Origin of the sequence: Pseudomonas sp. ES1 (assembly GCF_050586605.1) — a bacterium.
In the GTDB taxonomy this organism is placed as follows: domain Bacteria; phylum Pseudomonadota; class Gammaproteobacteria; order Pseudomonadales; family Pseudomonadaceae; genus Aquipseudomonas; species Aquipseudomonas sichuanensis.
This window is the reverse complement of sequence record NZ_JBOBDM010000034.1, coordinates 36,300-61,858: the sequence shown is the minus strand read 5'-3', so window position 1 is coordinate 61,858 and position 25,559 is coordinate 36,300. Positions and strand designations below refer to the sequence as shown.

The 25,559-nt window shown below is 64.6% G+C and carries 23 protein-coding genes and 1 tRNA gene; 13 read left to right on the top strand and 11 right to left on the bottom strand.

All coding sequences use genetic code 11. From position 1 onward, the window contains the following. Window positions 1-2: 2 nt before the first annotated feature. On the bottom strand, window positions 3-1,439 hold the full coding sequence (locus tag ACQ4N9_RS15690; protein WP_323830195.1) for a M48 family metalloprotease: 1,437 nt from the start codon (window positions 1,437-1,439) through the stop codon (window positions 3-5). 106 nt (window positions 1,440-1,545) lie between these two features. On the opposite strand from ACQ4N9_RS15690, the gene ACQ4N9_RS15685 reads away from it, so the two are divergent. Both ACQ4N9_RS15685 and ACQ4N9_RS15680 read left to right on the top strand, forming a co-directional pair. Next, window positions 1,546-1,785: a sulfurtransferase TusA family protein gene (locus ACQ4N9_RS15685; protein WP_110992328.1), complete on the top strand. Its 240-nt coding sequence runs from the start codon at window positions 1,546-1,548 to the stop codon at window positions 1,783-1,785. Window positions 1,786-1,806: 21 nt separating this feature from the next. Then, window positions 1,807-2,877, top strand: a complete 1,071-nt coding sequence (locus tag ACQ4N9_RS15680; protein WP_430933227.1) for an AI-2E family transporter — start codon at window positions 1,807-1,809, stop codon at window positions 2,875-2,877. Between the two features lie 116 nt (window positions 2,878-2,993). On the opposite strand, the gene ACQ4N9_RS15675 is transcribed toward ACQ4N9_RS15680, so the two are convergent. Then, the gene (locus tag ACQ4N9_RS15675) at window positions 2,994-3,467 is read right to left on the bottom strand and encodes a peroxiredoxin (protein ID WP_390967970.1); all 474 of its coding nucleotides are present in this window, start codon (window positions 3,465-3,467) and stop codon (window positions 2,994-2,996) included. Between the two features lie 10 nt (window positions 3,468-3,477). Next, window positions 3,478-4,038 (bottom strand): glycine cleavage system protein R, encoded by a 561-nt coding sequence (locus ACQ4N9_RS15670; protein WP_110992325.1) that lies wholly within the window; start codon window positions 4,036-4,038, stop codon window positions 3,478-3,480. 260 nt (window positions 4,039-4,298) lie between these two features. Here ACQ4N9_RS15670 and dapA point away from each other — a divergent pair, with 260 nt between their 5' ends. The 8 genes from dapA to mqo all read left to right on the top strand — a co-directional run bounded on the left by dapA (window position 4,299) and on the right by mqo (window position 12,630). Next, window positions 4,299-5,186: a 4-hydroxy-tetrahydrodipicolinate synthase gene (gene dapA / locus ACQ4N9_RS15665; RefSeq protein ID WP_390967969.1), complete on the top strand. Its 888-nt coding sequence runs from the start codon at window positions 4,299-4,301 to the stop codon at window positions 5,184-5,186. Window positions 5,187-5,203: 17 nt separating this feature from the next. Continuing rightward, window positions 5,204-6,319: an outer membrane protein assembly factor BamC gene (gene bamC, locus ACQ4N9_RS15660; protein ID WP_390967968.1), complete on the top strand. Its 1,116-nt coding sequence runs from the start codon at window positions 5,204-5,206 to the stop codon at window positions 6,317-6,319. Then, window positions 6,320-7,078, top strand: a complete 759-nt coding sequence (locus ACQ4N9_RS15655; protein ID WP_347148577.1) for an MBL fold metallo-hydrolase — start codon at window positions 6,320-6,322, stop codon at window positions 7,076-7,078. Window positions 7,079-7,107: 29 nt separating this feature from the next. Beyond that, entirely contained in the window at window positions 7,108-7,818 is a 711-nt protein-coding gene (purC, locus tag ACQ4N9_RS15650) for a phosphoribosylaminoimidazolesuccinocarboxamide synthase (RefSeq protein ID WP_103444794.1), read from the top strand. Window positions 7,819-7,910: 92 nt separating this feature from the next. Beyond that, window positions 7,911-8,000: transfer RNA gene (locus ACQ4N9_RS15645), tRNA-Ser, on the top strand. Window positions 8,001-8,504: 504 nt separating this feature from the next. Next, entirely contained in the window at window positions 8,505-10,088 is a 1,584-nt protein-coding gene (locus tag ACQ4N9_RS15640) for a methyl-accepting chemotaxis protein (protein WP_390967967.1), read from the top strand. 370 nt (window positions 10,089-10,458) lie between these two features. Beyond that, window positions 10,459-10,647, top strand: a complete 189-nt coding sequence (locus ACQ4N9_RS15635) for a YhfL family protein (protein WP_110992320.1) — start codon at window positions 10,459-10,461, stop codon at window positions 10,645-10,647. 345 nt (window positions 10,648-10,992) lie between these two features. Further along, on the top strand, window positions 10,993-12,630 hold the full coding sequence (mqo, locus tag ACQ4N9_RS15630; RefSeq protein ID WP_125465125.1) for a malate dehydrogenase (quinone): 1,638 nt from the start codon (window positions 10,993-10,995) through the stop codon (window positions 12,628-12,630). Window positions 12,631-12,862: 232 nt separating this feature from the next. On the opposite strand, the gene ACQ4N9_RS15625 is transcribed toward mqo, so the two are convergent. Beyond that, the gene (locus ACQ4N9_RS15625; protein WP_125859639.1) at window positions 12,863-13,198 is read right to left on the bottom strand and encodes an ArsR/SmtB family transcription factor; all 336 of its coding nucleotides are present in this window, start codon (window positions 13,196-13,198) and stop codon (window positions 12,863-12,865) included. 52 nt (window positions 13,199-13,250) lie between these two features. Here ACQ4N9_RS15625 and xenA point away from each other — a divergent pair, with 52 nt between their 5' ends. Beyond that, window positions 13,251-14,342, top strand: coding sequence for a xenobiotic reductase XenA (xenA, locus tag ACQ4N9_RS15620; protein ID WP_390967966.1), 1,092 nt, complete (start codon window positions 13,251-13,253; stop codon window positions 14,340-14,342). Window positions 14,343-14,472: 130 nt separating this feature from the next. Here the strand turns inward: xenA and ACQ4N9_RS15615 are convergent, their stop codons facing one another. The 5 genes from ACQ4N9_RS15615 to ACQ4N9_RS15595 all read right to left on the bottom strand — a co-directional run bounded on the left by ACQ4N9_RS15615 (window position 14,473) and on the right by ACQ4N9_RS15595 (window position 21,061). Continuing rightward, the gene (locus ACQ4N9_RS15615; protein WP_390967965.1) at window positions 14,473-15,714 is read right to left on the bottom strand and encodes an FAD-dependent oxidoreductase; all 1,242 of its coding nucleotides are present in this window, start codon (window positions 15,712-15,714) and stop codon (window positions 14,473-14,475) included. Window positions 15,715-15,716: 2 nt separating this feature from the next. Then, complete coding sequence (locus ACQ4N9_RS15610; RefSeq protein WP_390967964.1) at window positions 15,717-17,294, bottom strand: aldehyde dehydrogenase (NADP(+)); 1,578 nt, start codon at window positions 17,292-17,294, stop codon at window positions 15,717-15,719. Window positions 17,295-17,398: 104 nt separating this feature from the next. After that, window positions 17,399-18,346, bottom strand: a complete 948-nt coding sequence (locus tag ACQ4N9_RS15605; protein WP_390967963.1) for a dihydrodipicolinate synthase family protein — start codon at window positions 18,344-18,346, stop codon at window positions 17,399-17,401. 41 nt (window positions 18,347-18,387) lie between these two features. Further along, the gene (locus ACQ4N9_RS15600) at window positions 18,388-19,314 is read right to left on the bottom strand and encodes a 4-hydroxyproline epimerase (protein WP_125465119.1); all 927 of its coding nucleotides are present in this window, start codon (window positions 19,312-19,314) and stop codon (window positions 18,388-18,390) included. 130 nt (window positions 19,315-19,444) lie between these two features. Further along, window positions 19,445-21,061 carry an APC family permease gene (locus ACQ4N9_RS15595; protein WP_390967962.1) on the bottom strand — a complete coding sequence of 539 codons (1,617 nt, stop codon included), beginning with the start codon at window positions 21,059-21,061 and terminating at the stop codon, window positions 19,445-19,447. A gap of 424 nt (window positions 21,062-21,485) precedes the next feature. Between ACQ4N9_RS15595 and ACQ4N9_RS15590 the strand changes: the two genes are divergently transcribed. Continuing rightward, the gene (locus ACQ4N9_RS15590; RefSeq protein ID WP_125465117.1) at window positions 21,486-22,265 is read left to right on the top strand and encodes an AraC family transcriptional regulator; all 780 of its coding nucleotides are present in this window, start codon (window positions 21,486-21,488) and stop codon (window positions 22,263-22,265) included. Here ACQ4N9_RS15590 and ACQ4N9_RS15585 read toward each other — a convergent pair. Beyond that, entirely contained in the window at window positions 22,253-23,140 is an 888-nt protein-coding gene (locus ACQ4N9_RS15585; RefSeq protein ID WP_347148569.1) for a LysR family transcriptional regulator, read from the bottom strand. The two genes, ACQ4N9_RS15590 and ACQ4N9_RS15585, sit on opposite strands and share 13 nt — an antisense overlap. A gap of 182 nt (window positions 23,141-23,322) precedes the next feature. Here ACQ4N9_RS15585 and moaB point away from each other — a divergent pair, with 182 nt between their 5' ends. Next, the gene (gene moaB / locus ACQ4N9_RS15580) at window positions 23,323-23,862 is read left to right on the top strand and encodes a molybdenum cofactor biosynthesis protein B (protein ID WP_125465115.1); all 540 of its coding nucleotides are present in this window, start codon (window positions 23,323-23,325) and stop codon (window positions 23,860-23,862) included. Between the two features lie 123 nt (window positions 23,863-23,985). Here moaB and ACQ4N9_RS15575 read toward each other — a convergent pair whose 3' ends face one another. Continuing rightward, window positions 23,986-25,533, bottom strand: a complete 1,548-nt coding sequence (locus ACQ4N9_RS15575) for a beta (1-6) glucans synthase (protein WP_430933218.1) — start codon at window positions 25,531-25,533, stop codon at window positions 23,986-23,988. Between the last annotated feature and the right edge of the window lie 26 nt (window positions 25,534-25,559).

Sequence of the window (25,559 nt, the reverse complement as noted above, 5' to 3'; positions counted from 1 at the left end):
AATCAGCGCCCCATCATGTCCTTGACCATGCGCTGCTGCTCCATGATTTCGCGCTGGCGCTGGTCGATCTGCGAGGCCAGCGGGAAGTTGCTGCCCGAACGGCGCTTGGCGTAGTCGAGCTGCTGGATGGCCTGATCGAAGTCGCCGACCAGGGTGAAGTACTCGGCGCGGGCGCGGTGCAGGCCGATGGTGTTGCCGGAAAGGCCGCGCACTTCGGCAACGTCGTACCACACGTCCGGATCGTCCGGGCGGCTCTTGACCAGATCATCCAGCACTTTCTCCGCCTCGGCCGGCTTGCCCTGCTTGACCAGCAGGTCGGCGCGCACCTGTTTCAGCGGGTAGTTGCCAGGGTACAGCGCCTGCAGGCGCTGGACGCGCTGCTGGGCGTCGGCCAGGCGGTTGTTGGTGATGTCCAGGTCAATCTGCGCCAGGTTGTAGGTGATGTCGTTGGGCGCCTTGGCCAGCAGCGGTTTGAGGCTCTCCCGCGCTTCGTTGAGTTGGCCGCCCTTGATCTGCGCCAGCGCCAGGCCATAGCGCGCGGCGTCCATTTGCGGGTTCTCTTCAAGCTGGGCGCGGAAGCGCTTGGCGGCCAGGCCCGGGGTGCCTTCGTAGGTGAGCTGCACGCGGGCGCGGATCAACTGGTAGCGCAGGCTGTCCTCGACGCCACCCGCCGGTGCCTGCTCGGCGCGGTTGCGGGTGTCGGCCACCCGGGATTCGGTGACCGGGTGGGTCAGGAGGAATTCCGGCGGTTTGGCGTCGTAGCGGTACTGGCGCGCCAGGCGCTCGAACATGTTGGGCATGTTGCGCGGGTCGTAACCGGCTTTTTCGAGGTTCTGGATGCCGATACGGTCGGCCTCCTGCTCGTTCTGCCGGGAAAAGCGCCGCTGCTCCTGGATGGCCGCCGCCTGGGTACCGGCAATCACGCCAATGCCGGCGTCGCCACCGCCCCCCGCCGCGAGCACGATGCCCGCCAGCAGCGCCGCCATCATCGGCAGCTGCATGCGCTGCTGGGCTTCGACGCCACGGGCGAAGTGGCGCTGCGACAAGTGCGCCAGTTCGTGGGCCAGTACCGAGGCGTACTCGCCTTCGGTCTGGGCGTTGAGGAACAGCCCGCCGTTGACCCCGACGATGCCGCCGGGCGCGGCGAAGGCGTTGAGTTCCTTGCTGTCGATGAGGATGAATTCCAGGCGCCGGTCCTGCACCTGGCTGGTCTCGGCCAGCTTGTACACGCTGGTCTCGACGAAATCCTTGAGTTGCGGGTCGTTGAGCTGGTTGACGTTGCCACGCAGCAGGCTCAGCCAGGCGCGCCCGAGCTGGTGCTCCTGTTGTGGCGAAACGATCGCGGAACTGGCATCGCCCAGTGACGGCAGGTCGTCGGCGTGGCCGGGCAGGGCCATCAGGCAGGCCAGCGTCAGCAGGGTGGGGCGCAGTAGATTCATGCACAAGCTCGCGTCGGTCAAAAGCCTTACTGTAGCCGGGTCGCACGATGCCGACCAGTGGCGGTATCCTAGTGCCCTTTTTGCCCTGCCTGTGGAGACGCGCCCGATGAGTGACACCCTGACCTGCGACGCCGAACTCGACGCCAGCGGGCTGAACTGCCCGCTGCCGCTGCTCAAGGCGAAGATGGAGCTCAATCGCCTGGCCAGTGGCGCGGTGCTCAAGGTGATCGCCACCGACGCAGGCTCGCAACGCGACTTTCGCACTTTTGCCCGGCTTGCCGGTCATACGCTGCTGCACGAAACGGCCGAGGCCGGTGTGTATACGTACTGGCTGCGCAAGGCCTGAGTTTTCTTTCAAGGATCGGCAATGATCAAAGTGCTACGCGACTGGATGCAGCGCTACTTCTCCGATGAGGAGGCAGTGGTGTTGGCGGTCCTGCTGTTCCTGGCCTTCACCGTGGTGCTGACGTTGGGCGGGATGCTCGCGCCGGTGCTGGCGGGCATGGTCCTGGCTTTCCTGATACAGGGGCTGGTCAACGCCCTGGAGCGCTTCAAGGTGCCGACACGGCTGGCGGTGTGGCTGGTGTTCGCGCTGTTCATGGGCGCCCTGGCGGTGTTCATGCTGGTGCTGGTGCCGTTGCTCTGGCATCAGTTGATCACCCTGTTCAATGAGCTGCCCGGCATGCTGGGCAAGTGGCAGTCGCTGTTGCTGCTGCTGCCCGAGCGCTACCCGCACCTGGTGTCCGACGAGCAGGTGCTGCGCGCCATCGAGTCGGTGCGCGGTGAAATCGGCAAGTTCGGCCAGTGGGCGCTGACCTTCTCGTTGTCGAGCCTGCCGCTGCTGGTCAGCGCGATGATCTACCTGGTGCTGGTGCCGATCCTGGTGTTCTTCTTCCTCAAGGACCGCGAACTGATCGGCCGCTGGGTCAGTGGCTACCTGCCACGCGAGCGCGCCCTGCTCAACCGGGTGGGCGACGAGATGAACCGGCAGATCGCCAACTACATCCGCGGCAAGGGCATCGAGATCCTGATCTGTGGCGTCGCCACCTATATCGCCTTCATCAGCCTGGGGCTCAACTACGCCGCACTGCTGGCGCTGCTGGTGGGGCTGTCGGTGGTGGTGCCTTACGTGGGGGCGGTGGTGGTGACCGTGCCGGTGACCCTGATCGCGCTGTTCCAGTGGGGCTGGGGCGATCAGTTCATCTACCTGATGGCGGTGTACGCGATCATCCAGGCGCTCGATGGCAACGTGCTGGTGCCGCTGCTGTTCTCCGAGGCGGTGAGTTTGCACCCGGTGGCGATCATCTGCGCGGTGCTGTTGTTTGGCGGGTTGTGGGGCTTCTGGGGGATCTTCTTCGCGATCCCGCTGGCGACGCTGTTCAAGGCGGTGCTGGATGCGTGGCCGCGGCAGGAGGCATCGGTCGCGCCGATGCTCTAAACGCTGGGGGCTGCTTTGCAGCCCTATCGCGGCACAAGGCCGCTCCTACAGGAAATCGCGTGGTCCTGTAGGAGCGGCCTTGTGCCGCGATAGGGCGCAAAGCGCCCCCATCAATCTCAAGCCTTGTTCAAGGCCTCGGCTGCCGCGAGCACGGCATCCACATGCCCCGGCACCTTCACTCCACGCCACTCCTGGCGCAGCACACCGTCCTTGTCGATCAGGAAGGTGCTGCGGTCGACACCCAGGTACTCCTTGCCATACAGCTTCTTCAACTTGATCACGGCGAACAGCTGGCACAGCGCCTCGTCCTTGTCGCTGATCAGCTCGAAGGGGAAGGCTTGCTTGGCCTTGAAGTTCTCGTGCGACTTGATGCCGTCGCGCGATACGCCGAATACCACGGTATTGGCGGCCTGGAACGCCGCGTACTGGTCACGGAAGCCCTGGCCTTCGGTGGTGCAGCCTGGGGTGCTGTCCTTGGGGTAGAAGTACAGCACCACCTGCTGGCCCTTGAGCTGGGCGAGGCTGACGGCCTGGCCGCTGGTGGCCTGGACCTGGAAATCGGCAACGGGTTGGTCGAGTGCTACGGCCATGAGGGCTTCCTTAGACAGGGTTCTGTGGGCGCCACGGTTCGATCAGCGCGTCCAGGTTGAGGGCGTCGGCAAAGTCCAGGAACTGGTCGCGCAGCCAGCTGATCTGGGTGCCGGCCGGCAGGATCACGGTGAACTGGGCATTGAGCATGCTGCTGCCGGTCTGCGGGGCCAGGTAGGTGTCGCAGGTCATCGCGTCCAGCTCGACGCGGTGGTCGAGGAAGAACTGGCACAGCTCGTTGATGATGTCCGGGCGATAGGCGGCGCTGACATAGGCCACATAAGGCAGGGCCTGTGGGCGCACTTCCTGCTCGGCACTGCGCACCACGTCCAGGGTCAGGCCGTGCTTCTTGGCCAGGCCCGGCAGCGTGGTCTCCAGGCGCGCCAGGGCATCCCAGCTGCCGCCAACCTGCAATACCAGGGCGCTGGTTTCGCCATGGCGGCTCAGGCGCGAGGTGACGACCGCGCAGCGGTTTTCGAAAGCTGCGCGGCTCAGAACATTGGCCAGCTCCATCGGGTTGGGGCCCAGGGCGCTGATGACGAGGAATTGTTCGCGAACGGTGGGGGTGGACATGCAGCATTCCTAAAGCGATGAGCGGTCGGTACAGGACGGGACAAGCCTGCTGTTTGCGTGGGGGCACGGCCACGGTTTCATGGCGATGAACACAGGCCGGGAGCACTGTCGACGGCCCGGCGGGCCGCGCTGTACCGATCAAAGGATCAAGGGTAGCGAAAAGCGGCGCGAAGGGGAATGCTCCGCCCGCCTGCTTCGCTTGTGCAAGGCCGATGCCCCCAGTACCATTACCGCTCTCTTTTTCCGGCAGGAGCAGTTACATGATTGCGGGCAGTATGGTGGCATTGGTCACACCCATGGATGCACAAGGGCGTCTTGATTGGGGCAGCCTCGACAAACTTGTAGACTTCCACCTGGAAAATGGCACCCACGCGATCGTCGCTGTCGGCACCACCGGTGAGTCGGCCACCCTGGATGTAGAAGAACACATCCTGGTCATCAAGCACGTGGTCGAGCGTGTAAAGCACAGCAAGAAGCGCATCCCGGTCATCGCCGGCACCGGTGCCAACTCCACTGCCGAAGCCGTTCATCTCACGCAGAACGCCAAGAACGCCGGCGCCGATGCCTGCCTGCTGGTAGTCCCGTACTACAACAAGCCGACCCAGGAAGGCCTGTACCAGCACTTCAAGCACATCGCCGAAGCCGTCGACATCCCGCAGATCCTCTACAACGTACCCGGCCGCACCTCCTGCGACATGCAGGCCGAGACCGTGATCCGCCTGTCGACCGTGCCGAACATCATCGGTATCAAGGAGGCCACGGGCGACCTGGTGCGTGCCAAGCAGATTCTGGATGGCGTCAGCAAGGACTTCGTCGTCCTGTCCGGCGACGATCCGACTGCCGTCGAACTGATCCTGATGGGCGGCAAGGGCAACATCTCCGTTACCGCCAACGTCGCCCCGCGCGAAATGGCCGACCTGTGCGAGGCCGCCCTTGAGGGCAATGCCGAGAAGGCCCGCGCGATCAACGAAAAACTCATGCCGCTGCACAAAGACCTGTTCTGCGAAGCCAACCCGATCCCGGTGAAGTGGGCGCTCGTTGAAATGGGCCTGATGCACAAAGGTATCCGCCTGCCGCTGACCTGGCTGAGCGACAGCTGTCACGAAAAAGTCCGTACTGCCTTGCGCCAGTCCGGCGTACTGGTTTAATCGAGGAAGTACACCGCATGAAGCGACTGGCTGGTCTTTCCACCCTTGCCCTGATCATCTCCAGCACCAGCGGTTGTGGCTGGCTGTGGGGCGAGGATGGCTATTTCCGCGACCGCGGCAGCGATTACCTGCAGGCGCAGCCCACCGCGCCGATGCAGCTGCCGCCGGACGCCAGCAACGTCAAACGCATGGACCCGCTGCTGCCGATCCCGCGCAACGTTGCCGACGATCGCGCCACCGGCGAGTTCGAAGTGCCGCGCCCGCAACCGCTGTCGGCTAGCGCCGACATCAGCGATTTCAGCCTGCAGCGCAGTGGCAGCAGCCGCTGGGTGCTGGCCCAGCGCTCGCCGGCCGAAGTCTGGCCGGTGACCCACCAGTTCTTCGAAGACAACGGCTTCCGCATTGCCGAAGAGCGCCCGCAGACCGGTGAGTTCAGCACCAGCTGGCAGCGTTTCGACGAGCTCTCCGCGTCGCTCGGCCAGCGTCTGGCCAGCGCCTCCAGCAGCCCCGACAGCGAAGTTCGGGTGCGGGTGCGCATGGAACCGGGCGTGCAGCGCAACACTTCGGAAGTGTATGTAGTCAGCGTCGAGCGCCCGGCAGGCAGCACTGCCGAGCCCGAGTTCCCGTCCACTTCGAGCAATACTGGCGCCGACGCGCTGCTGGTCGACGAGATGCTCGCCAGCATGAACCGCAACGCCGAGAAGGGCGGTTCGGTGTCGCTGCTGGCCGCGCGTGATTTTGATGCACCGAGCCAGGTCAGCCTCAGCGAGGACGGCAGCGGCAACCCGGTGCTGTACCTGGGCTCCGACCTCGACCGTGCCTGGTCCGGCGTGGGCCGTGCCCTGGAGCAGGGCGAGTGGCGCGTCGAGGACATCAACCGCAGCCTGGGCCTGTACTACATCAACCTCTCGGAAAAACCGGACGACAAGCACAAGGAACCTGGCTTCCTCAGCCGTCTGTTCGGCAGCGAACCGAGCAAGGAAGAGCGTGAGGCCCGTGCCGAGCGTTATCAGGTACGCCTGAGCAAGGTCGGTGATAACGTCCAGGTCACCGTCGAGAAGAACATCAATACCGTGGCCCCGGCCGATGTGGCCCGCCGCGTGCTGAGCGCAATCCAGGACCGTCTGGGCTAAGTGCGTTTCGCGGTTCTTGGAAGCGGTAGCCAGGGAAACGGCACGCTGATCGCCAGTGGTGACACGCTCATTCTGGTCGATTGCGGCTTCTCGCTACGGGAAACCGAGCGGCGCCTGGCGCTGCTCGGGGTGTCGGCCACGCAACTGAGCGCGGTACTGGTCACCCACGAACATGCCGACCATGTGCATGGGGTGGGTTTGCTGGCGCGCCGCTACAATGTACCGGTCTACATGAGCCAGGGCACATTGCGTGGCCTGCGCAAGCCGGTGGAGGTAGCGGGGTTTCTCAGCTGTGGCGATACACTGCAGGTCGGCGATCTGCAGGTCAGCGCCGCACGGGTCGAGCATGATGCCTACGAGCCACTGCAGTACGTGATCAGCGATGGTCGCCGGCGCTTCGGCATGCTGACCGACCTTGGCAGTTACGACATGTACCTGCTGGAGCGTTACCAGGCCCTCGACGCCCTGCTGATCGAGGCCAACCACTGCCGTGACCTGCTGGCACGCGGGCACTACCCGCAGTTCCTCAAGCGACGGGTCGGCGGCAGCCAAGGACATCTGAACAACCACCAGGCCGCAAGCCTGGTGGCCGAGTTGGGCTGGCAGAACCTTCAGCACCTGGTGCTGGCCCACCTCAGCAGCAAGAACAACCAGCCACACCTGGCCCGCCAGTGCTTCGTCGACGCCCTCGGGTGCGACCCGGACTGGCTCCAGGTGGCTAATCAAGACCATGGGCTCGACTGGCGCCTGATCGCCTAGCCCACCTACTCAAGCAAGCGGAGCCCATCATGGAAAAACGCGAAGAACTCTACCGTGGCAAGGCCAAATCGGTTTACAAGACCGATGACGCCGATCGCTTGATCCTGCTGTTCCGTAACGACACTTCGGCGTTCGACGGCAAGCGCATCGAGCAGCTCGACCGTAAAGGCATGGTGAACAACAAGTTCAACGCCTTCATCATGCAGAAGCTCGAAGAAGCCGGCGTGCCGACTCAGTTCGACAAACTGCTGGGTGATAACGAGTGCCTGGTCAAGAAGCTCGACATGATCCCGGTCGAGTGCGTGGTGCGCAACTACGCCGCCGGCAGCCTGGTCAAGCGCCTGGGCGTGGAGGAGGGCATCAAGCTCGAGCCGTCCACCTTCGAACTGTTCCTCAAGAACGACGAGAAGGGCGACCCCTTCATCAACGAATCCCACGTTGTCGCGTTCGGCTGGGGCACCGCCGAGCAACTGGTCGAGATGAAGAAGCTGTCGTTGAAGGTCAACGAAGTGCTGACCAAGCTGTTCGATGACGCAGGCCTGCTGCTGGTCGATTTCAAGCTGGAGTTCGGCGTGTTCCACGGCCAGATCGTCCTGGGCGACGAGTTCAGCCCGGACGGCTGCCGCCTGTGGGACAAAGAGACCCGCAAGAAGATGGACAAGGACCGCTTCCGCCAGGGCCTGGGTGATGTGATCGAAGCCTACGAAGAAGTTGCAAAACGCCTGGGCGTGCCGCTGTAACCGGCTCGTTCACGCAAGCGTCTGATACCACGCGATTTTTTTTCAAAAAAAGGTTTGCCAGAATCTAAATCGCTGGTATGATGCGCGCCATTGGAGAGATGCCGGAGTGGTCGAACGGGACGGATTCGAAATCCGTTGTACTGGCAACAGTACCTAGGGTTCAAATCCCTATCTCTCCGCCATACGCGAAGTAGTCGAAGCCCCCGAAAACGTTGAGTTTTCGGGGGCTTCGTCGTTTCCGGGCACCGTCAGCACAGCCTCCCTTCGCCATGCTTCGACGACAGCCCCTCGCTCAGCCAGCTAGTACGCGGTTTGCCTGGGAAGCGCGGTGGCACATCAGCGAGATGGCGGACGCCAGCTTAATATTGTTCACAATCTAAGCGTGCTATTGGTCACATATAGCATGGTGTTATGTTGTCGAAAATTCCTCTCAGATGTATATTCCTCCGCGAATGATGGCTTAGTGCTATGAGTTGCGTCGTTTCAATCCTTCGAATCCGCTCAGGCTTTCCCTTTGTGTTTGCGAGGGCGCATGAATTGCGCGCATTCATCATGTACAGGCCTTGCTCTATTTCTCTTGCGCCGTCACTTCTGTTGGACCTGACGGCATTCCCTACCTCATGCAACCGCTGCGGGTATTACCCGGCGATGGTTGTCTGAAGAACATAGATATAAGGGCTGTGCAGATGTTCGATGCAAGTGTGAAGGTGCTGGCCGATATGAGTGTGAGGTCGAAACTGACCTTGGGCTTTGCACTGGTTTTATTGCTGACCATCATTATCGCGGGCATTGGTTGGGGAGGGTTGAGGGGGCTGGGCGAGCGCAGTGCCAAACTCAGCAGTATCGCCAAGGTCAATGAAGAGGCACGCGAGGTTCGCATTGCACGCCTGAACTACACAGTCTCTCCTGGTGCCGCGCAAGCAACGCTCTTGGTCAAGGCGCTCGATGAACTCAATCTTCGGGTGGATACGCTCGCCAAACTGCTCAGCGATCCGAACGACTTGCGCTGGACCAAGCAGGCAAGTAGCGCCGTCGAACTTTACCGCGCCCATTTCCAGGACTATGCCCGCGCCATCGACGGGCACAACGATGCCCAGGCGGCCCAGGCCCTCGATGCCCTGGAGGCCAACCTGAAGAGCCTGCTCGAGGCGTTCGGGCAGTTATCGGACAGCCAGTCGAGCAAGCGTGACAACGAAGTGCAGTCTTTCATCCAGCGGTTGATCGTCGCGGCTGTGCTGGCGCTGATGCTCGGAGTGCTGGCCGCCTGGTCGATCACCCGCCTGATCGTCGTGCCTTTGAAAGAGGTGCTGCAGAGCGTCGAGCGGGTCGCCAATGGCAATTTGAGCCAGGATATCCAGGTATCCCGACGAGATGAGCTGGGTGAACTGCAAGCCAGCATGCAGCGCATGACCCTGAATCTGCGTGGTCTTATCGGTGGATTGCGTGACGGTGTGGTGCAGATCGCCAGTGCAGCCGAGGAATTGTCCACCGTGACCGAGCAGACCAGCGCAGGGGTCAGCAGCCAGAAGGTCGAGACCGATCAGGTGGCGACGGCCATGAACCAGATGGCCTCGACCGTACAGGATGTGGCGCGCAGTGCCGAGCAGGCATCGACTGCGGCGGTCAATGCCAGCCAGGAGGCGCGCGAAAGTGACGTGGTGGTCAATCAGGCCATCGAGCAGATTACCCACCTGGACTCCGAGGTGGGGCACTCGACGCAAGCCATGGCCGAACTCAAGCGTGAGAGCGACAAGATCGGCACGGTGCTGGATGTGATCAAGTCGGTCGCCCAGCAGACCAACCTGCTGGCCTTGAACGCAGCCATCGAAGCCGCACGTGCCGGTGAGGCCGGCCGTGGTTTTGCGGTAGTCGCCGATGAAGTTCGCAGCCTGGCGCAACGCACTCAGACTTCCACCGAAGAAATCGAAGGGCTGATTGGCGGCCTGCACCGTGGTACGCAGCAAGTGGGTGATATTCTGGAGCGCAGCCGCGAACTGACCAGCAACAGCGTAGAGTTGACGCGCCGAGCGGGCACTTCATTGATGAGTATCAGCCGTTCGGTGGCCACCATCGAATCGATGAACCTGCAAATTGCCACCGCTTCGGAGCAGCAAAGCGCTGTGGCCGAGGAAATCAATCGCAGCGTGCTCAATGTGCGCGAGGTTTCGGAACAGACTGCGGCGGCCAGCGAGGAAACAGCGGCGTCCAGCGTCAAGTTGGCCCGCCTGGGGGCAGAACTGCAAACGTTGGTGGGGCAGTTCAAGCTCTGATCAGGTGATCGAAGGCCCGTACGACTGGCGGTTGTGCGGGCTTATCTTTCATTGGGGGCAGGTGGAGTGCAGCACAATCGGTAGAGCATTTACCTTGTTTTACCCAGGGCCTTCAGGTCTTTACCGATTATCGCTAAATCATCGGCAGAGCATGCTCGAGTTCATTCCAACAAGTACTGAATTCATTACATGCAGTGCGCTGTGCGTCCGCAATAATGCGCTGCTTGAACATGAGTTAGTCGCTGCCGAAAACTTGCTGGGAGCAGGGCAGTTATTACGAATGCACTATCTGGCTTCTACTCGGGCAACTTTTCCCGTATCATCCGGCGGCCATCAGAATGATGGCGGATCATGGACTAAAGGATTTTTTATGAAAAAGCTGATCAAAGCTACTGTTGCCGTTGCTCTCGTTTCGGGCGTTGCCCTGCTGTCCGGCTGCACCGGCCAAGTCTACAACCAGCCTAAGAACTGCTCGTACGACTACCTGTTCCACCCATCGGTTTCCATCTCCAAGATCATCGGCGGCTGCGGCGCGATCGACAAACTGCCTCAGCAGTAATCTTGGTTGCACCCCGATCGGGTCGTTTGCGACCTGATCCAAGACCCCCGGCCATGGATGTGGCCGGGGGTTTTTGTTTTTACCGTCCGCCACTGGCCACTGGGGCGTGGCACCTTGTCGCGTGACAACCCACCGCCTTGCGGGTTGCCCCGCAATTTGTTTGTGCTGGCAATTCAGATACAATCCGTAAATCGTTTCAGCCCTGCCGGTCAATCCGACCAAAGGCTGGCGCGTCCAATGCTCTCTGGCTGCTGAACAATGATCACAACAAGCCTGCGCTGAAGAACATGGAACACCAGGGCCAGCCACAGGCCCACCCTCCGTTCTACACACTGGAATTGATCAATGTTCAAGAAAGCTGGCAAGACCTTGCTGGGTCTGGCTGTTGCAGCGAGCTTCATGCAAGCGCACGCGGCCGAGACCAAAAAAGTTGACGTGCTGCTGGTTGGCGGCGGCATCATGAGCTCCACCCTGGCAGTCTGGCTCAACGAGCTGGAGCCGAGCTGGTCGATGGAAATGGTCGAGCGCCTGGACGGCGTCGCCGAAGAAAGCTCCAACGGCTGGAACAACGCCGGTACTGGCCACTCCGCGCTGGCCGAGCTGAACTACACCCCGGAAGACAAAGACGGCAACGTCAACATCACCAAGGCCATCGAGATCAACGAGTCGTTCCAGATCTCCCGCCAGTTCTGGGCCTGGCAGGTGCGTCAGGGCGTACTGAAGAACCCGCACTCGTTCATCAACACCACCCCGCACATGAGCTTCGTCTGGGGCGATGACAACATCAAGTTCCTCAAGAAGCGTTACGACGCGCTGCAGACCAGCCCGCTGTTCCGCCCGATGCAGTACTCCGAAGACCACGCGCAGATCGCCAAGTGGGTCCCGCTGATGATGGAAGGGCGTGACCCGAACCAGAAGCTAGCCGTGACCTGGACGCCGATCGGCACCGACGTCAACTTCGGCGAGATCACCCGCCAGTTCGTTGGCCACCTGAAGACCAAAGAGAATTTCGACCTCAAGCTGTCCACCGAAGTGCAGGACATCACCCGCAATGCGGACGGCTCCTGGCACGTCGAGTACAAGAACCTCAAGGACGGTACCGAATCGGCTACCGACGCCAAGTTCCTGTTCATCGGTGCCGGCGGCGGCGCGCTGAAGCTGCTGCAGAAGTCGGGCATCCCGGAAGCCAAGGAATACGCAGGCTTCCCGGTGGGCGGTTCGTTCCTGGTGACCGAGAACCCGACCGTTGCCATGCAGCACATGGCCAAGGCCTACGGCATCGCTTCGACCGGCGCGCCACCCATGTCGGTACCGCACCTGGACACCCGCGTTCTGGACGGCAAGCGCGTCATCCTGTTCGGGCCATTCGCCACCTTCTCGACCAAGTTCCTGAAGAACGGCTCGTACCTGGACCTGCTGGGCAGCACCACGATGCACAACGTGTGGCCGATGACCAAGGTCGGTATCGAACAGTACCCTCTGGTCGAGTACCTCGCCGGCCAGCTGATGCTGTCGGATGATGACCGCTTCGAAGCCCTGCGCACCTACTTCCCGAACGCCAAGAAAGAAGACTGGCGCCTGTGGCAGGCCGGTCAGCGCGTGCAGATCATCAAGCGTGACGAAGAGAAGGGCGGCGTGCTGAAGCTGGGCACCGAAGTGGTTGCCTCCGAAGACCGCACCATCGCCGGCCTGCTGGGCGCCTCCCCAGGTGCATCGACTGCCGCGCCGATCATGCTCAACGTGCTGCAGACCGTGTTCAAGGAAAAGGTGGCTACCCCTGAGTGGCAGGCCAAGATCAAGGAGATCGTCCCGAGCTACGGTACCAAGCTGAACGATTCGGCAGCGGCCACCCAGAAAGAGTGGAACTACACCGCCGAAGTACTGCAGCTGGAGAAGCCGCCAGTGATCGACCAGAGCGTCGGCACCAGCGTTGCGCCAGCCGCAGCGGTCGAGAGCAAGCCTGCTAACGACATGGCCCTGTAAGGCCCTGCTGCTTGCCGGGGAAACCCGGCAACACCAACCACGAGTGTCGCCCCAGGCGGCCTCGTGGTTTTTTTGTGTCTGCAATATGGGGCCGCTTTGCGGCCCATCGCCGGCAAGCCGGCTCCCACAGGTGCAGCGCACGCGGTCGGGGTGGGAGCTGGCTTGCCAGCGATGGGGCCTGCCGTGATGACTCAGGACGTGGCGAAATACGCGTCGATGGGCCCGTCGCCTGTCAGCGCTGCCCGAGAATGCTGCCCAGCAGCCCGGGGAAGCGCCCCTCGAGCTCATCGCTGCGCAGCGAATTCATGTGCGTGGTCCCCACATTGCGGGTAAACACCAGCCCCGCCTCACGCAACACGCGAAAGTGATGGGACATGCTCGACTTCGGCCGCCCGCCATCCAGTTCGCCGCAGCTGGCCTCGGCCACACCGGCCAGGTGGCGGACGATTTCCATGCGCACAGGGTCGCTCAGGGCGTAGAGCAGGCGCTCCAGGGTGAGGTTGTCGGGGGAGGGGTGGGTATAGGTTCGCATGGCCGACATGATAACGGGGGTTTCACAAATTGCCATAGTTCGAATATGATCGAACAATCGTAAGTTAACTCACCCCCGGAGTAACCACATGTCCGCCCTGTTCGAACCCTATACCCTCAAGGACGTCACCCTGCGCAACCGCATCGCCATCCCGCCGATGTGTCAGTACATGGCCGAGGACGGCATGATCAACGACTGGCATCACGTCCACCTGGCCGGCCTGGCCCGGGGCGGTGCCGGCCTGGTGGTGGTCGAAGCCACTGCCGTGTCGCCGGAAGGCCGCATCACCCCTGGCTGCGCCGGTATCTGGAGCGATGCCCACGCCCAGGCCTTCGTGCCGGTGGTGCAGGCGATCAAGGCCGCAGGCTCGGTGCCGGGCATCCAGATCGCCCACGCCGGGCGCAAGGCCAGCGCCAACCGCCCATGGGAAGGTGACGACCATATCGCCGCCGACGACGCTCGCGGCTGGGACACCATCGCCCCATCGGCCATCGCTTTCGGCGCCCACCTGCCGAAAGTGCCAAAGGCCATGACCCTTGAAGACATCGCCCGGGTCAAGCAGGACTTCGTCGACGGCGCCCGCCGTGCCCGTGAGGCCGGTTTCGAGTGGATCGAGCTGCATTTCGCCCACGGCTACCTGGGGCAGAGCTTCTTCTCCGAGCATTCCAACCAGCGTACCGACGCCTATGGCGGCAGTTTCGACAACCGCAGCCGCTTCCTGTTGGAAACCCTGGCGGCCGTGCGTGAAGTGTGGCCGGAGCACCTGCCGCTGACGGCGCGCTTTGGTGTGCTGGAATACGACGGGCGTGACGAGCAGACCCTGCAGGAGTCCATCGAACTGGCGCGGCGTTTCAAGGCCGGTGGCCTGGACCTGCTGAGCGTCAGCGTCGGCTTCACCATTCCCGAGACCAACATTCCGTGGGGCCCGGCCTTCATGGGGCCGATTGCCGAGCGTGTACGCCGGGAAGCGAAGCTGCCGGTAACTTCGGCGTGGGGCTTCGGTACGCCGGAGCTGGCCGAAGGGGCGCTGCAAGCCAACCAGTTGGACCTGGTCTCGGTGGGGCGTGCGCACCTGGCTGATCCGCACTGGCCGTATTTCGCGGCCAAGGCGCTGGGCGTGGACAAGGCCTCGTGGACGCTGCCTGCGCCTTACGCACACTGGCTTGAGCGTTATCGCTGAGTGAATGGGGGCTGCTGCGCAGCCCTTCGCGGGTAAACCCGCTCCCACAGGATCTGAGCTGCCTTTCAGATCGGCGCAGAATCTGTGGGAGCGGGTTTACCCGCGAAGGGGCGCGCAGCGGCCCCCGCTATCAAAACCGATCCAACCGGTAAGCCTCGGGAATCCGCAAACCTTCAGTCAACTGCCCCACCCACTGCGCCGTCACCGCCGCCTGGGTCAGCCCCAAGTGCTGGTGCCCGAACGCCAGCAACACCTTGCCGTCCGCTACCCGATCAATCACCGGCAGCGAATCCGGCAACGACGGCCTGAACCCCATCCACGGCGTCGCCCCCTCGGCATCCAGCTCGCGCCGGAACAACCCCTTGCTCAACCGATGCAACTGCCACGCCCGCTGCATGCTCGGTGCGGCATCGAGCCCGGCGAACTCCACCGTGCCGGCCAGGCGCAAGCCACCGGCCATGGGCGTCATGATGAACTTGCGCTCCAGCGAGGTGACCGCGAACGGCAGCCGCTGCTGCTCGTTGGGCAGCATCAGGTGGTAGCCGCGCTCGGTGTCCAGCGGGACGCGTTTGCCGGTCAAGCTGTGCACCAGCTTTGCCGAATGCGCACCGCAGGCGATCAGTACCTGGCGGGCCTGCAGTTCGCCCTGGTCACTGTGCAGGGTGACCCCACCGGTGTGCAGCCGGCCACCGCTTACCTGGCGCCTGGCAAACCGCACACCGGCTGCTTGGGCGGCGTCGAACAGCGCGCCGACCACCCGATACGGGTCGACGAAATGCCCGGTACGCGGGAAGAACAGGCCGCCCTGAAGCGACGGGCTCAACTGAGGAGCTGCGGCGTGTACGGCCTGCGCCGACCAGTAGTCCACCGGCACCGCCTGCTGCTGCAGGCGTGCGCGCAAAGCCTGCAGTACCGGGCGCGATTCGGCGCGTTCGAATACCAGCAGCGAGCCATCCTCATGCAGCAGGTCAGCGCGCCCGATCGAGCCCAGCAAACGCTGCCAGGCGCCCAGGCTGGCCTCGTTGAGCGCGCGCAGGCCGGCCACGCTGCGCTGGAAAGGGGCCGGGCGCAGGTTGAGCAGCAGCCGGGTGAACCAGGGCAACGCCCTGGGCAGGTACTTCCAGTCCAGGCGCAGCGGGCCCATCGGGTCCAGCAGCATGGCCGGCAGGCGCTTGAGGATCGACAGGTCGGCGATGGGGAACACTTGCTCGGTGGCCAGGTGCCCGGCATTGCCCCAGGACGCGCCATGGCCGGGGGCCTGGCGGTCGATCAGCAACACCCGCTTGCCCTGGCGGGCCAGTTGCAAGGCACAGGCGACGCCGACGATGCCGGCGCCGACCACGGCGATATCGGTTTCAGGGGTTTCGAGCATGCCTAGCCTTCCCGTTTGCCGTCGACCAGACGGCGCAGATGCAGTGGGTTGGCGCGCTGCAACTCAGCGGGCAGCAGGGCATCGGGGAGGTCCTGGTAACAGACCGGGCGCAGGAAACGCAGGATTGCCGCCGTCCCCACCGAGGTGCTGCGGGTATCGGAAGTGGCGGGGGACGGTCCACCGTGGACCATCGCATCGCACACCTCGACGCCGGTCGGCCAGCCGTTGAGCAGAATGCGCCCGGCCTTGCGCTCCAGGGTCGGCAGCAGTTGCCGGGCACTGTCGAAGTCGGCCTCGTCCAGGTGCAAGGTGGCCGTCAGTTGCCCTTCCAGGTGCTCGGCCACCTGGCGCACCTGCGCATCGCTGTCACAGGCCACCACCAATGAAGCTGCGCCGAACACTTCGGCCTGCAAGGCCGGGTCACCCAGAAATGCCGTAGCCTCGGTCAGGAACAGCTGCGCCTGGCACTGGTTCGGCCCCTGCGGCGCCTGGCCGCTGGCGACCCGTTGGGCGTTGCGGTTTGCGGCCAGCGCGGTGATGCCGGCGGCATAGGCCGCGAAGATGCCAGGGGTGAGCATGGTCTGCGCGGCGGTGCGCTGCAGTTGTTCGCCGGCGGCGGCGATGAAACCTTGCAGCGCCGGATCCTGGCGGGCGATCAGCAGGCCGGGGTTGGTGCAGAACTGGCCGGCGCCCTGGGTCAGCGAGGCGACGAAACCCTGTGCCAGTACTTCGCCGCGGGTTTGCAGGGCGGAGTCGAACAGGAACACCGGGTTGATCGAACTCATTTCGGCGTACACCGGAATCGGTTCCGGGCGTGCCTGGGCGGCCTGGCACAGGGCAACGCCGCCACTGCGCGAGCCGGTGAAACCGACCGCCTTGATGCGCGGGTCGTTGACCAGGCCCAGGCCGACGTCACGGCCGGCGCCGTACAGCAGGGAGAACATGCCTTCGGGCAGTTCGCACAGTTGCACCGCCCGGGCCACCGCCTGGCCTACCAGCTCGCTGGTGCCGGGGTGGGCGCTGTGGGCCTTGACCACCACCGGGCAGCCGGCGGCCAGCGCCGACGCGGTATCGCCACCGGCCACCGAAAAGGCCAGCGGGAAGTTGCTGGCGCCGAACACCGCCACCGGGCCCAGGGCCACCTGGCGCTGGCGCAGGTCGGCGCGTGGCAGTGGCTGGCGCGCGGGCAGGGCGTGGTCGATGCGCACGTCCAGCCATTCGCCGGCACGCACTACTCGGGAGAAGGTGCGCAACTGGGTGCAGGTGCGTGCGCGTTCGCCCTGGATGCGGGCCGCGGGCAGGCCGGTTTCGGCGATGGCGCGATGGATCAGTTCATCGCCCAGTGCTTCGATCTGCTCGGCGATGGTTTCAAGAAAGCGGGCGCGGTGCGCCAGCGAGGTTGCGCGGTATTCATCGAACGCCGCCCAGGCCAGGGCACAGGCTTGGGCCACTTGCTCGGCGTTGGCGCCGGCGTAGGGCGGATCGAGTGGTATGTCGGTGGCCGGGTCGATGGCGCGGATCGCGGCCTGGGTGCCGGTTACGGCGCGTTGGCCGATCAGCAGGTTGCCTGTGAGGGGCATGGGGGCGTCCTTGGGGCGGAGGGTTCGGAGGATGGCACCGGCCAGGCCGGTGATCGCCGGCAAGCCGGCTCCCACAGGAGCCGTCCTTGCTGGCGAGCAGGGCTTCAGGCCAGGTTCTGCTCGGCCGACCAGTTGGCGTACCAGGTGCGGAACAGGCTGTACTGCTGCTCGGCGTAGTGGCGCTGGGCATCGGTGAGGGCGTCGGTCTCGTTGAAGTGCAGGCTGTATTCGGTATCGCCGTTGAGCACCATCAGGTGCTTGTAGTACAGCACCAGGTCGCAGCCTTCATCGAACGACGACAGCACCGCCAGCGCGGCTTCCAGTTCCCGCGCCAGGCGCCGGGCCCTGGCGTCGCCCTTGGCCGCCTGCTTGCTCAGGCTCACCAGTTGCAGCACCTGGCGTGGCAGGGCGTTGCCGATGCCGGTGATGGCGCCGGTGGCGTTGCAGTTGACGAAGCCGTGCACCACTTGCGTGTCGACGCCGACCATCAGGGTCACGTCGTCATCCTGGGAGGTGATGTGCTCGGCGGCGTAGCGCAGGTCGGCAGCGCCGCCGAACTCCTTGAAGCCGATCAGGTTGGGGTACTCGCGGCGCAATTCGAAGAACAGGTCGGCGCGGGTGGCGAAGCCGTAGTAGGGGCTGTTGTAGATCACCGCCGGCAGCTTGGGCGCGGCCGCCAGGATCGCCGAGAAGTGATGCTTCTGGGCAATCAGCGACGCGCCACGGGACAGCACGCGGGGGATGACCATCAGCCCGGCAGCGCCGACCTTGGCCGCGTGGGCGGCGTGGGCTACCGCCTCGCGGGTGTTCACCGCGCCAGTGCCGACGATGGTCGGGATGCCGGCGGCCACCAGGCGCGCCACGCCTTCCTGGCGCTCGGCCTCGGTCAGCAGCGGCCAGTCGCCCATCGAGCCGCAGTACACCACGGCGCTCATGCCGGCCTCGATCAGCTCGCGGCCCTTGCGCACCAGGGCATCGAAGTCGGGGGTGCGCTGCGCGGTGCACGGGGTCATCAGGGCGGGCATGCAACCGGTGAAGATGTTGTCAGTCATTGTTGTCACTCCTTGCAGTGTTCGTTGGGAAGAAAGCGGGGTCAGATGCCCCAGGCAAACGGGTCTTGTTCGTCGATCAGCAGGGTGCTGTCGGCGGTCATGTGGGCGCGGCCGGTGATGAACGGGCGGATACGCTCGCCTTCGCGCTCGAAGCGGCCCTGGAACTGGCTGCCGGTGATGCTCGCCTGCACCCAGGCCTGGCCCTCGGCGAGCTTGCCGTCGGCGGCCAGGCACGCCAGCTTGGCGCTGGTACCGGTGCCGCAGGGCGAGCGGTCATAAGCCTTGCCCGGGCACATCACGAAGTTGCGGCTGTCGGCGTGGGCGTCGTCGGCGAACAGTTCGATATGGTCGATCGGCGCGCCGTGCTCGCCGGTGATGCCCTGGGTTTCCAGGGCCTTGAGCATTTTCCAGGTGTAGTCGGTCAGGGCCTCGACGTTGTCCAGTTCGATGCGCTGGCCGTGTTCGCTGACCAGGAAGAACCAGTTGCCGCCCCAGGCGATGTCGCCGCGCACCGGGCCAAAGCCCGGCACCTCGACCGCCACCTGCTGGCGGTAGCGCCAGGACGGCACGTTGCCGACGGTGACCGCGCCGTCCTCATGCAGGGTGGCGCTGACCTGGCCCACCGGGGTGTCGATCTTGTGCACGCCCGGTTCGATCAGCCCCAGGTGCTGCAAGGAGGCGACCAGGCCGATGGTGCCGTGGCCGCACATGTTCAGGTAGCCGGCGTTGTTGAAGAAGATCACCCCGCAGGTGGCGTCGCTGGAAACCGGCGGGCAGTACAGCGCCCCCACCAGTACATCGTTGCCGCGTGGCTCCAGCAGGCAGGCGCGGCGCCAGTGGTCGTGCAGCTCGCGCAGTTCGTCGCGCTGTTCGGCCATGCTGCGGCCGGTCAGTTGCGGGAAGCCTTGCATGACCAGGCGGGTCGGTTCGCCGCCGGTGTGGGAGTCGATGACGTGGATCTGTTTCATGGGCTTGTCCGTCTTCCGATAAGCGAAGTGTTGTGCTGTTGGTGCGGGCCTCATCGCCGGCAAGCCGGCTCCCACAGGGACCGCGTTGAAACTGTGGGAGCCGGCTTGCCGGCGATAGGGCCAGTAGCCTTCACGGAGCCAGTGCAGCCGGACGGTGACCAACCAGGGGCTCATGGCTGGCTTCGCTTTCATCCTCACCTTCCAGCCGCACCAGCTGCGCCGGCACGCCGGTCGCCGCGCCCCAGTAATAGATACCCAGCGCCGCGGCAGCCACGACCGCCGTGTCGAACGGATGCCCGATCACCCCCAGCCCGCCGAAGCTGCCCAGCCAGGACAGCAGGATGGTCACGGCGTAGAAGCCGATCAGCCAGGCCGACGAGCGCACTTGCTGGCCAATGGAGAGATGCTCGGTGGGCACGAAGCGGCGGCACAGCAGGTACAGCACGAACATCACGATCTGCAGGGCCAGCAGCCACGACACGGTGTTCCAGCCCGACCAGTAGACGATCAGCGCGGCGATGATGAACGACAGCGGGCCGAGCACCGCCATGCCCTTGACCCGGAACGGGCGTGGCATGTCCGGGGCCGTGCGGCGCAGAGCGGCGACGGTCACCGGCGCCACCGCGTAGCTCAGCACCAGGGCGGCCGAGACCACGTTGATCAGCGCCTCCCAGGACGGGAACGGCAGGGTCCAGAACACCGACAGGGCGAAGGTCAGCCACAGTGCCGGGCGCGGGATACCGGACTGCTCGTCGATGCGGGTGAAGTACTTGAAGAAGGTGCCGGTCTGCGCCCAGCCATAGATCACCCGCGGGGTGGCGTTCATGTAGATGTTGCCGCAGCCGCTGGGCGAGACCACCGCATCGGCCACCACCAGGTAGGCCAGCCAGCCGACGCCCAGGGCCAGGGCGATGTCACGGTAGGGCAGGGCCAGTTCCTTGGTCACCCCGGCCCAGCCATTGGCCAGCATTTCGGTCGGCACGCTGCCGAGGAAGGCCAGTTGCAGCAGGGCGTAGATCGCGGTGGACAGCAGGACCGAGAGGATCAGCGCGATGGGGATGGTGCGCTGCGGGTTCTTTACCTCGCTGGCCACCGAGATGATCGGGGTGAGGCCCAGGTAGGCGAAGATGATGCCGCCGGCCGACACGGCCATTTCCACGCCGGACATGCCGAACGGGGCAAAGCCCTGCACCTCGAAGTTTTCCGGTTTGAAGAAGGTGAACAGCACGCCGATCACCAGCAACGGCACGATGAACTTGAACACGCTGACCAGGTTGTTGGCCTTGGCGAAGGTCTTCACGCTGCGGTAGTTGAGCGCGAAGAACAACCCGAGCAAGGCGAACTGCACCAGCCAGCCGAGCACGGTCGGGTCGCTGGAACCGGCCTTGGTCAGGCTGGGGAACCAGGCCGCGGCGTACTGGCGCGAGGCGACCACTTCGATGGCGATCAGGCTGGAGAAGGCGATCAGGGTGATGAAGCCCATCAGGTAGCCCAGCAGCGGGCCGTGGGAATACACCGGGTAGCGCACCACGCCACCGGCGCGTGGCAGTGCAGCGCCGAGCTCGCAGTAGACGATGCCCAGCAGCAGTACGGCGAAACCGCCGAGGAACCAGGAGAGGATCCCGGCCGGGCCGGCGATGGCCGACACGTGGCTGGCGGCGAACAGCCAGCCGGAGCCGAAGATGGCGCCGAGGCCGATGAAGGTGAGGTCCAGCAATGACAGCTGTTTCTTGAATTTGCCTGACATGGGGTCGCCTTTTTGTAGGTTTTGGATAGGCAGGTCTGATGTCACGATGCGGCTTTGCGGGCCGCGTTCTTGTAGGTCATGGGGCGGCTTGCGTGGGGCATAGAGTGGACCGATCGGGGCGGGGGTTCTTGATGGTTTTCGGCAAGGGGAATGACGAAATCGGCACAGTTCGCGAAAGCGCTGGTGAAGGTCGATGTGGCTGGATAGGCTGCAGGCCTTGCCGTAATTGCTGTGCGATTCTTGTGGGAGCGGGTTCACCCGCGAACACGGGCATAGCCCGTGCCAGGCACCGAGGTGTCATCTTCGCGGGTAAATCGCAGCGGCGAACCGCCGCTCCCACAGGCAGCGTGCAGGTCTTGAGTGCGGCGCGGTCAGGTAGCGGGCTTGCCCCGCGAGAGGCCAACAATCAAGAGCGAAGATACCGATGCCCCAGCAACCTCTCGCCACCCTCTACCAGCAACTCGACCAGCACCGCCCCGAATCCTTGGAGGCGCTGCTCACCGGGGTGGTCTGGCTGCTGCCGATGCTCGACGTCATCGCCAACGCGGCGATCTTCATCAAGGACGAGCAGGCCCGTTACGTGCTGGCCAACCGCACGCTGGTGCAGCGCTGTGGCCTGAAACAGTTGCAACCCCTGCTGGGCAAGACCAGCGCCGAGGTGTTCCCGGCCCGGCTCGGCCCCGGCTACACCGAGCAGGACCGCCGTGTGCTGGAGCAAGGGTTGGTGCTGGAGGACCAGCTGGAACTGCACCTGTACGGCAGCCGCGAACCGGGCTGGTGCCTGACCCACAAGCGCCCGCTGTACGATCCCGCCGGCAGGATCATCGGCCTGGTGGGTATTTCCGTGGATCTGCAATCCGCCGCCGACACCCACCCCGCCTATCAGCGCCTGGCCGCGGTGGACGCGCATATCCGCGCGCATTTCCACCAGCCGATCAGCATGGGCGAGCTGACCCGTATCGCCGGGATTTCAGTGGCGCAGCTGGAGCGCTACTGCAAACGGGTGTTCCACCTGACGCCACGGCAGATGATCCACAAAGCCCGCCTGGAACACGCCCATCAGTTGCTGCATTCGGACCTGCCGATCACCGAGGTCGCCCTGCGCTGCGGCTACACCGACCACAGCGCGTTCAGCCGCCAGTTCCGGCAACTGACCGGGTTTACCCCGAGGCAATATCGCCAGGCGACGGCTCAGGAAGGTTGAAACAGCGCCTTGGCTTCAGCGAAACATTGTTCGGCAATGGCTGAACGCGGCTCGCTGCGGCGCAGCAGCAGGCCCACCGGGCTGTGGATGCTGGCGTCGGCCACCGGGATGATCCGCAGGTGCGTGCTCAGCTCTTCCAGGCCGCAATCCAGCGGCATGATCGCGCAGCACACGCCAACGTTGATGGCCTGGATCAGCTGGAAGGTCGAGTCGCTTTCCAGCACGGAGTTGGGTTCAAGGCCACGGCTGCGGAAACTCAGGTCAAGTGACTGGCGGTAATGCATGCCCTTGCTCAGCAGGCCAAGCGGAATCTCGCCGAGTTCATCCCAACGCAGGGTGTCGGCGTCGAACTGAAAGTGCCGAGTGTCGTGCAGCAGGCCCATGGTGGTGGTGCTCAGCTCGATCACTTCGAAGAAGCTGGCATTGACCTGGTCGAGGTAGCAGATCCCTAAGTCCAGCTGGTTGCGCGACAGGCCGTCGATGATCTGCTCGGAGCTCAGCGACGACAGCTGGAAGCTCAGCTCGGGGTATTTTTCCCGTAGCGGCAGCAGCAGTTGCATCGGGTTGAAGCTGGCCAGCGGCACGGTGCCCAGGCGCAGGCTGCCGACCACCTGGCCTCGGCAGCTGGCGGCCTCGGCCTGCAGGCCGTCGTGGGCGGCCAGCAAGGTGCGGGCCCAGGCCAGGATGCGCTCGCCGGCCTCGGTGAAACCCTCGAAACGCTGGCCGCGCTTGACCAGCACCAGGTCCAGCTCGTCCTCCAGGTTGCGCAGGCGCATCGACAGGGTCGGCTGGGTGATATGGCACAGCGCTGCGGCCTGGCCGAAGTGGCGGGTCTGGTCGAGGGCAATGAGGAACTTGAGCTGCTTGATGTCCATGGTGCGGCCTGGCGAGCGGGGTGGCGGGTTCGGCGACCTTAACCAACTCCGCGTGGGCTGGCCAATCTTTAATGGTGACCGCTTGATAGAGGCCCTTGATCGGTTGGTTCGCCCTATCGATTGGACGCGGTCCGAGGCTTGCCTCTAACGTGGCCGCAAGGCCAATTACGGAGCAGAGCTTGATGAGTGTTAAACCGGATGCGGTGTTCGTGCCACTGAACATCGCCGTACTGACTGTCAGCGATACCCGCAGCTACGCCAACGACACCTCCGGCGAGCTGCTGGCCAGCCGCGCGGTGGAGGTCGGCCATCGGCTGATCGCACGGGAACTGCTCAAGGACGACCTTTACAAGATCCGCGCCCAGGTCGCCACCTGGATTGCCGATGAGCAGGTGCAGGTGGTGCTGATCACCGGCGGCACGGGCTTTACCGGCCGCGACAGTACGCCCGAAGCGGTCGAGTGCCTGCTGGACAAGCGCATCGATGGTTTTGGCGAGCTGTTCCGCGCGCTGTCGATCCTCGACATCGGCACTTCGACCGTGCAGAGCCGGGCGCTGGCCGGGCTGGCCAACCGCACCCTGGTCTGCTGCCTGCCGGGGTCGACCGGGGCGTGCCGGACGGCGTGGGAGGGGATCCTGGCCGAGCAGCTGGATGCCCGGCACCGGCCGTGCAACTTTGTTGCGCATTTGAAGCCGATCGGGCTGTGCGAAAGCCGCGGTTGATGGGGCTGCTTTGCAGCCCTTCGCGGGTAAACCCGCTCCCACAGGATCTCGATGCCCTGTGGGAGCGGGTTTACCCGCGAAGGGTTGCGCAGCGACCCCAGTTGGCTTAACTGACTGGCATCTTCAGGCCTTGCGCAATCGCAAACTGCGCCACAACGCCCCGACCATCAACACGCTGACCAGCGCCCAACCCCATGCTTGCCGGTTTGCCAACCCCTCCTGGTACAGCTGCGGCGCCACGCCCGCACCAACGATGAACGCCAGCAACGCTACCTCGGCCCGAGGCGCGCGCACTGGGCGTAGCAGGTAGACCACCGCCGGCAGCAGCAGTGCCGCGCTGGGGAAGCTGCGATAGCGCGGGTCGAACACCATCGCCAGCATGCTCACCGCCGCCGCGAACCCCGCAGCCAGCAACCACTTGCCAGCATGCCCTTCAAGCCAGGCGAACAACCGCTGCCGCCAGCCGTCACGGCGGGCCAGGGCCAAGGCCGCCTGGGCCAGCACCAGCAAGTTGAGCCCGGCCAGCAGCACGGCCCACAGCCACTCGCCGGCAAACCGTGCATTGGTGCGCATCAGCTCGCCCCACAGCCCCAGGCTGCCGGCGCCCAGCGCCGCCAGCAGCGGCAGCAGCAAGGCGGCGCGGGCATGCGCCGGGCGCCCGGCCAGGGCCAGGGTCGCCAGCAGCAACAGCAGCGAGGCCAGCAGCCACTGTGGCCACAGCGCCAGGTTGCTCACCGGCCCTTCGAGCACGCCCTTGTCCTGGCGGTCGGCGTCGTACAGCCCCCAGTAGCCGCCCACCGCGCCTTCACTGGCGCGCTTCCACGGTTGGTCGAAGGCTTCGATCAGGTTGTAGTGCCAGCCATTGGCCTCGGCCAGGGCGACGAAACCACGAATGAAGCGCGCCTCGTTGACCCGGCTCGGCACCGCCGTCTCGCGCTGGCGGCCCTCGCTAGGCCAGCCGGTTTCGCCGATCAGGATGTCCTTGGGCGCAAAGCGGTTGCCGAACACCTGCCGCACGTCGGCGACATGCGCCAGGGCCGCATCGATACCACGCGGGTCATCCTCCCAGTAAGGCAGCAGGTGGATGGTGAGGAAGTCCACCGCAGGCGCAATCTGCGGGTGTTGCAGCCAGAACTCCCAGACATCGGCGTAGGTCACCGGCACCTTGACCTGGCTTTTCACCTTGTTGATCAACTCGGCCAGGCGCTCGCCGGTGACCTCCTTGCGCAGCAGCGCCTCGTTGCCGACGATCACTGCGCTGACCACGTCGGGGTTGGCGTTGGCGGCGGCGATCAGCAGGTCGACTTCCTTGTCGGTGTCCACCGGGTTGGCGTTGACCCAGGCCCCCAGCATCACCTTCAGGCCGTGCTTGCGGGCCAGTGCCGGGATGGCTTCAAGGCCGCTCATCGAGTAGGTGCGGATGCACTGAAATCGCTCGGCCAGCAAGGCCAGGTCGGCGTCCATGCGCGCCGGGCGCAGGCGAAACGGCTGGTCGAACGGCGACTGGTCCTTGTCGAACGGGGTGTAGGAGGCGCACTGCAACTTGTGTGTGGGGCTGGCGGCGTCTGGCAGCTGCACCGGCTTGCCGAGGCCGTACCAGAGGGCGCCCAGGCCGAGGAGGGCGAGCAGGCAGGCGAGCAGGTAGGTCGTGCGGAACATCGGGCGGTCCATCGTCGGATTCGTGAGCAGGGGCCGCT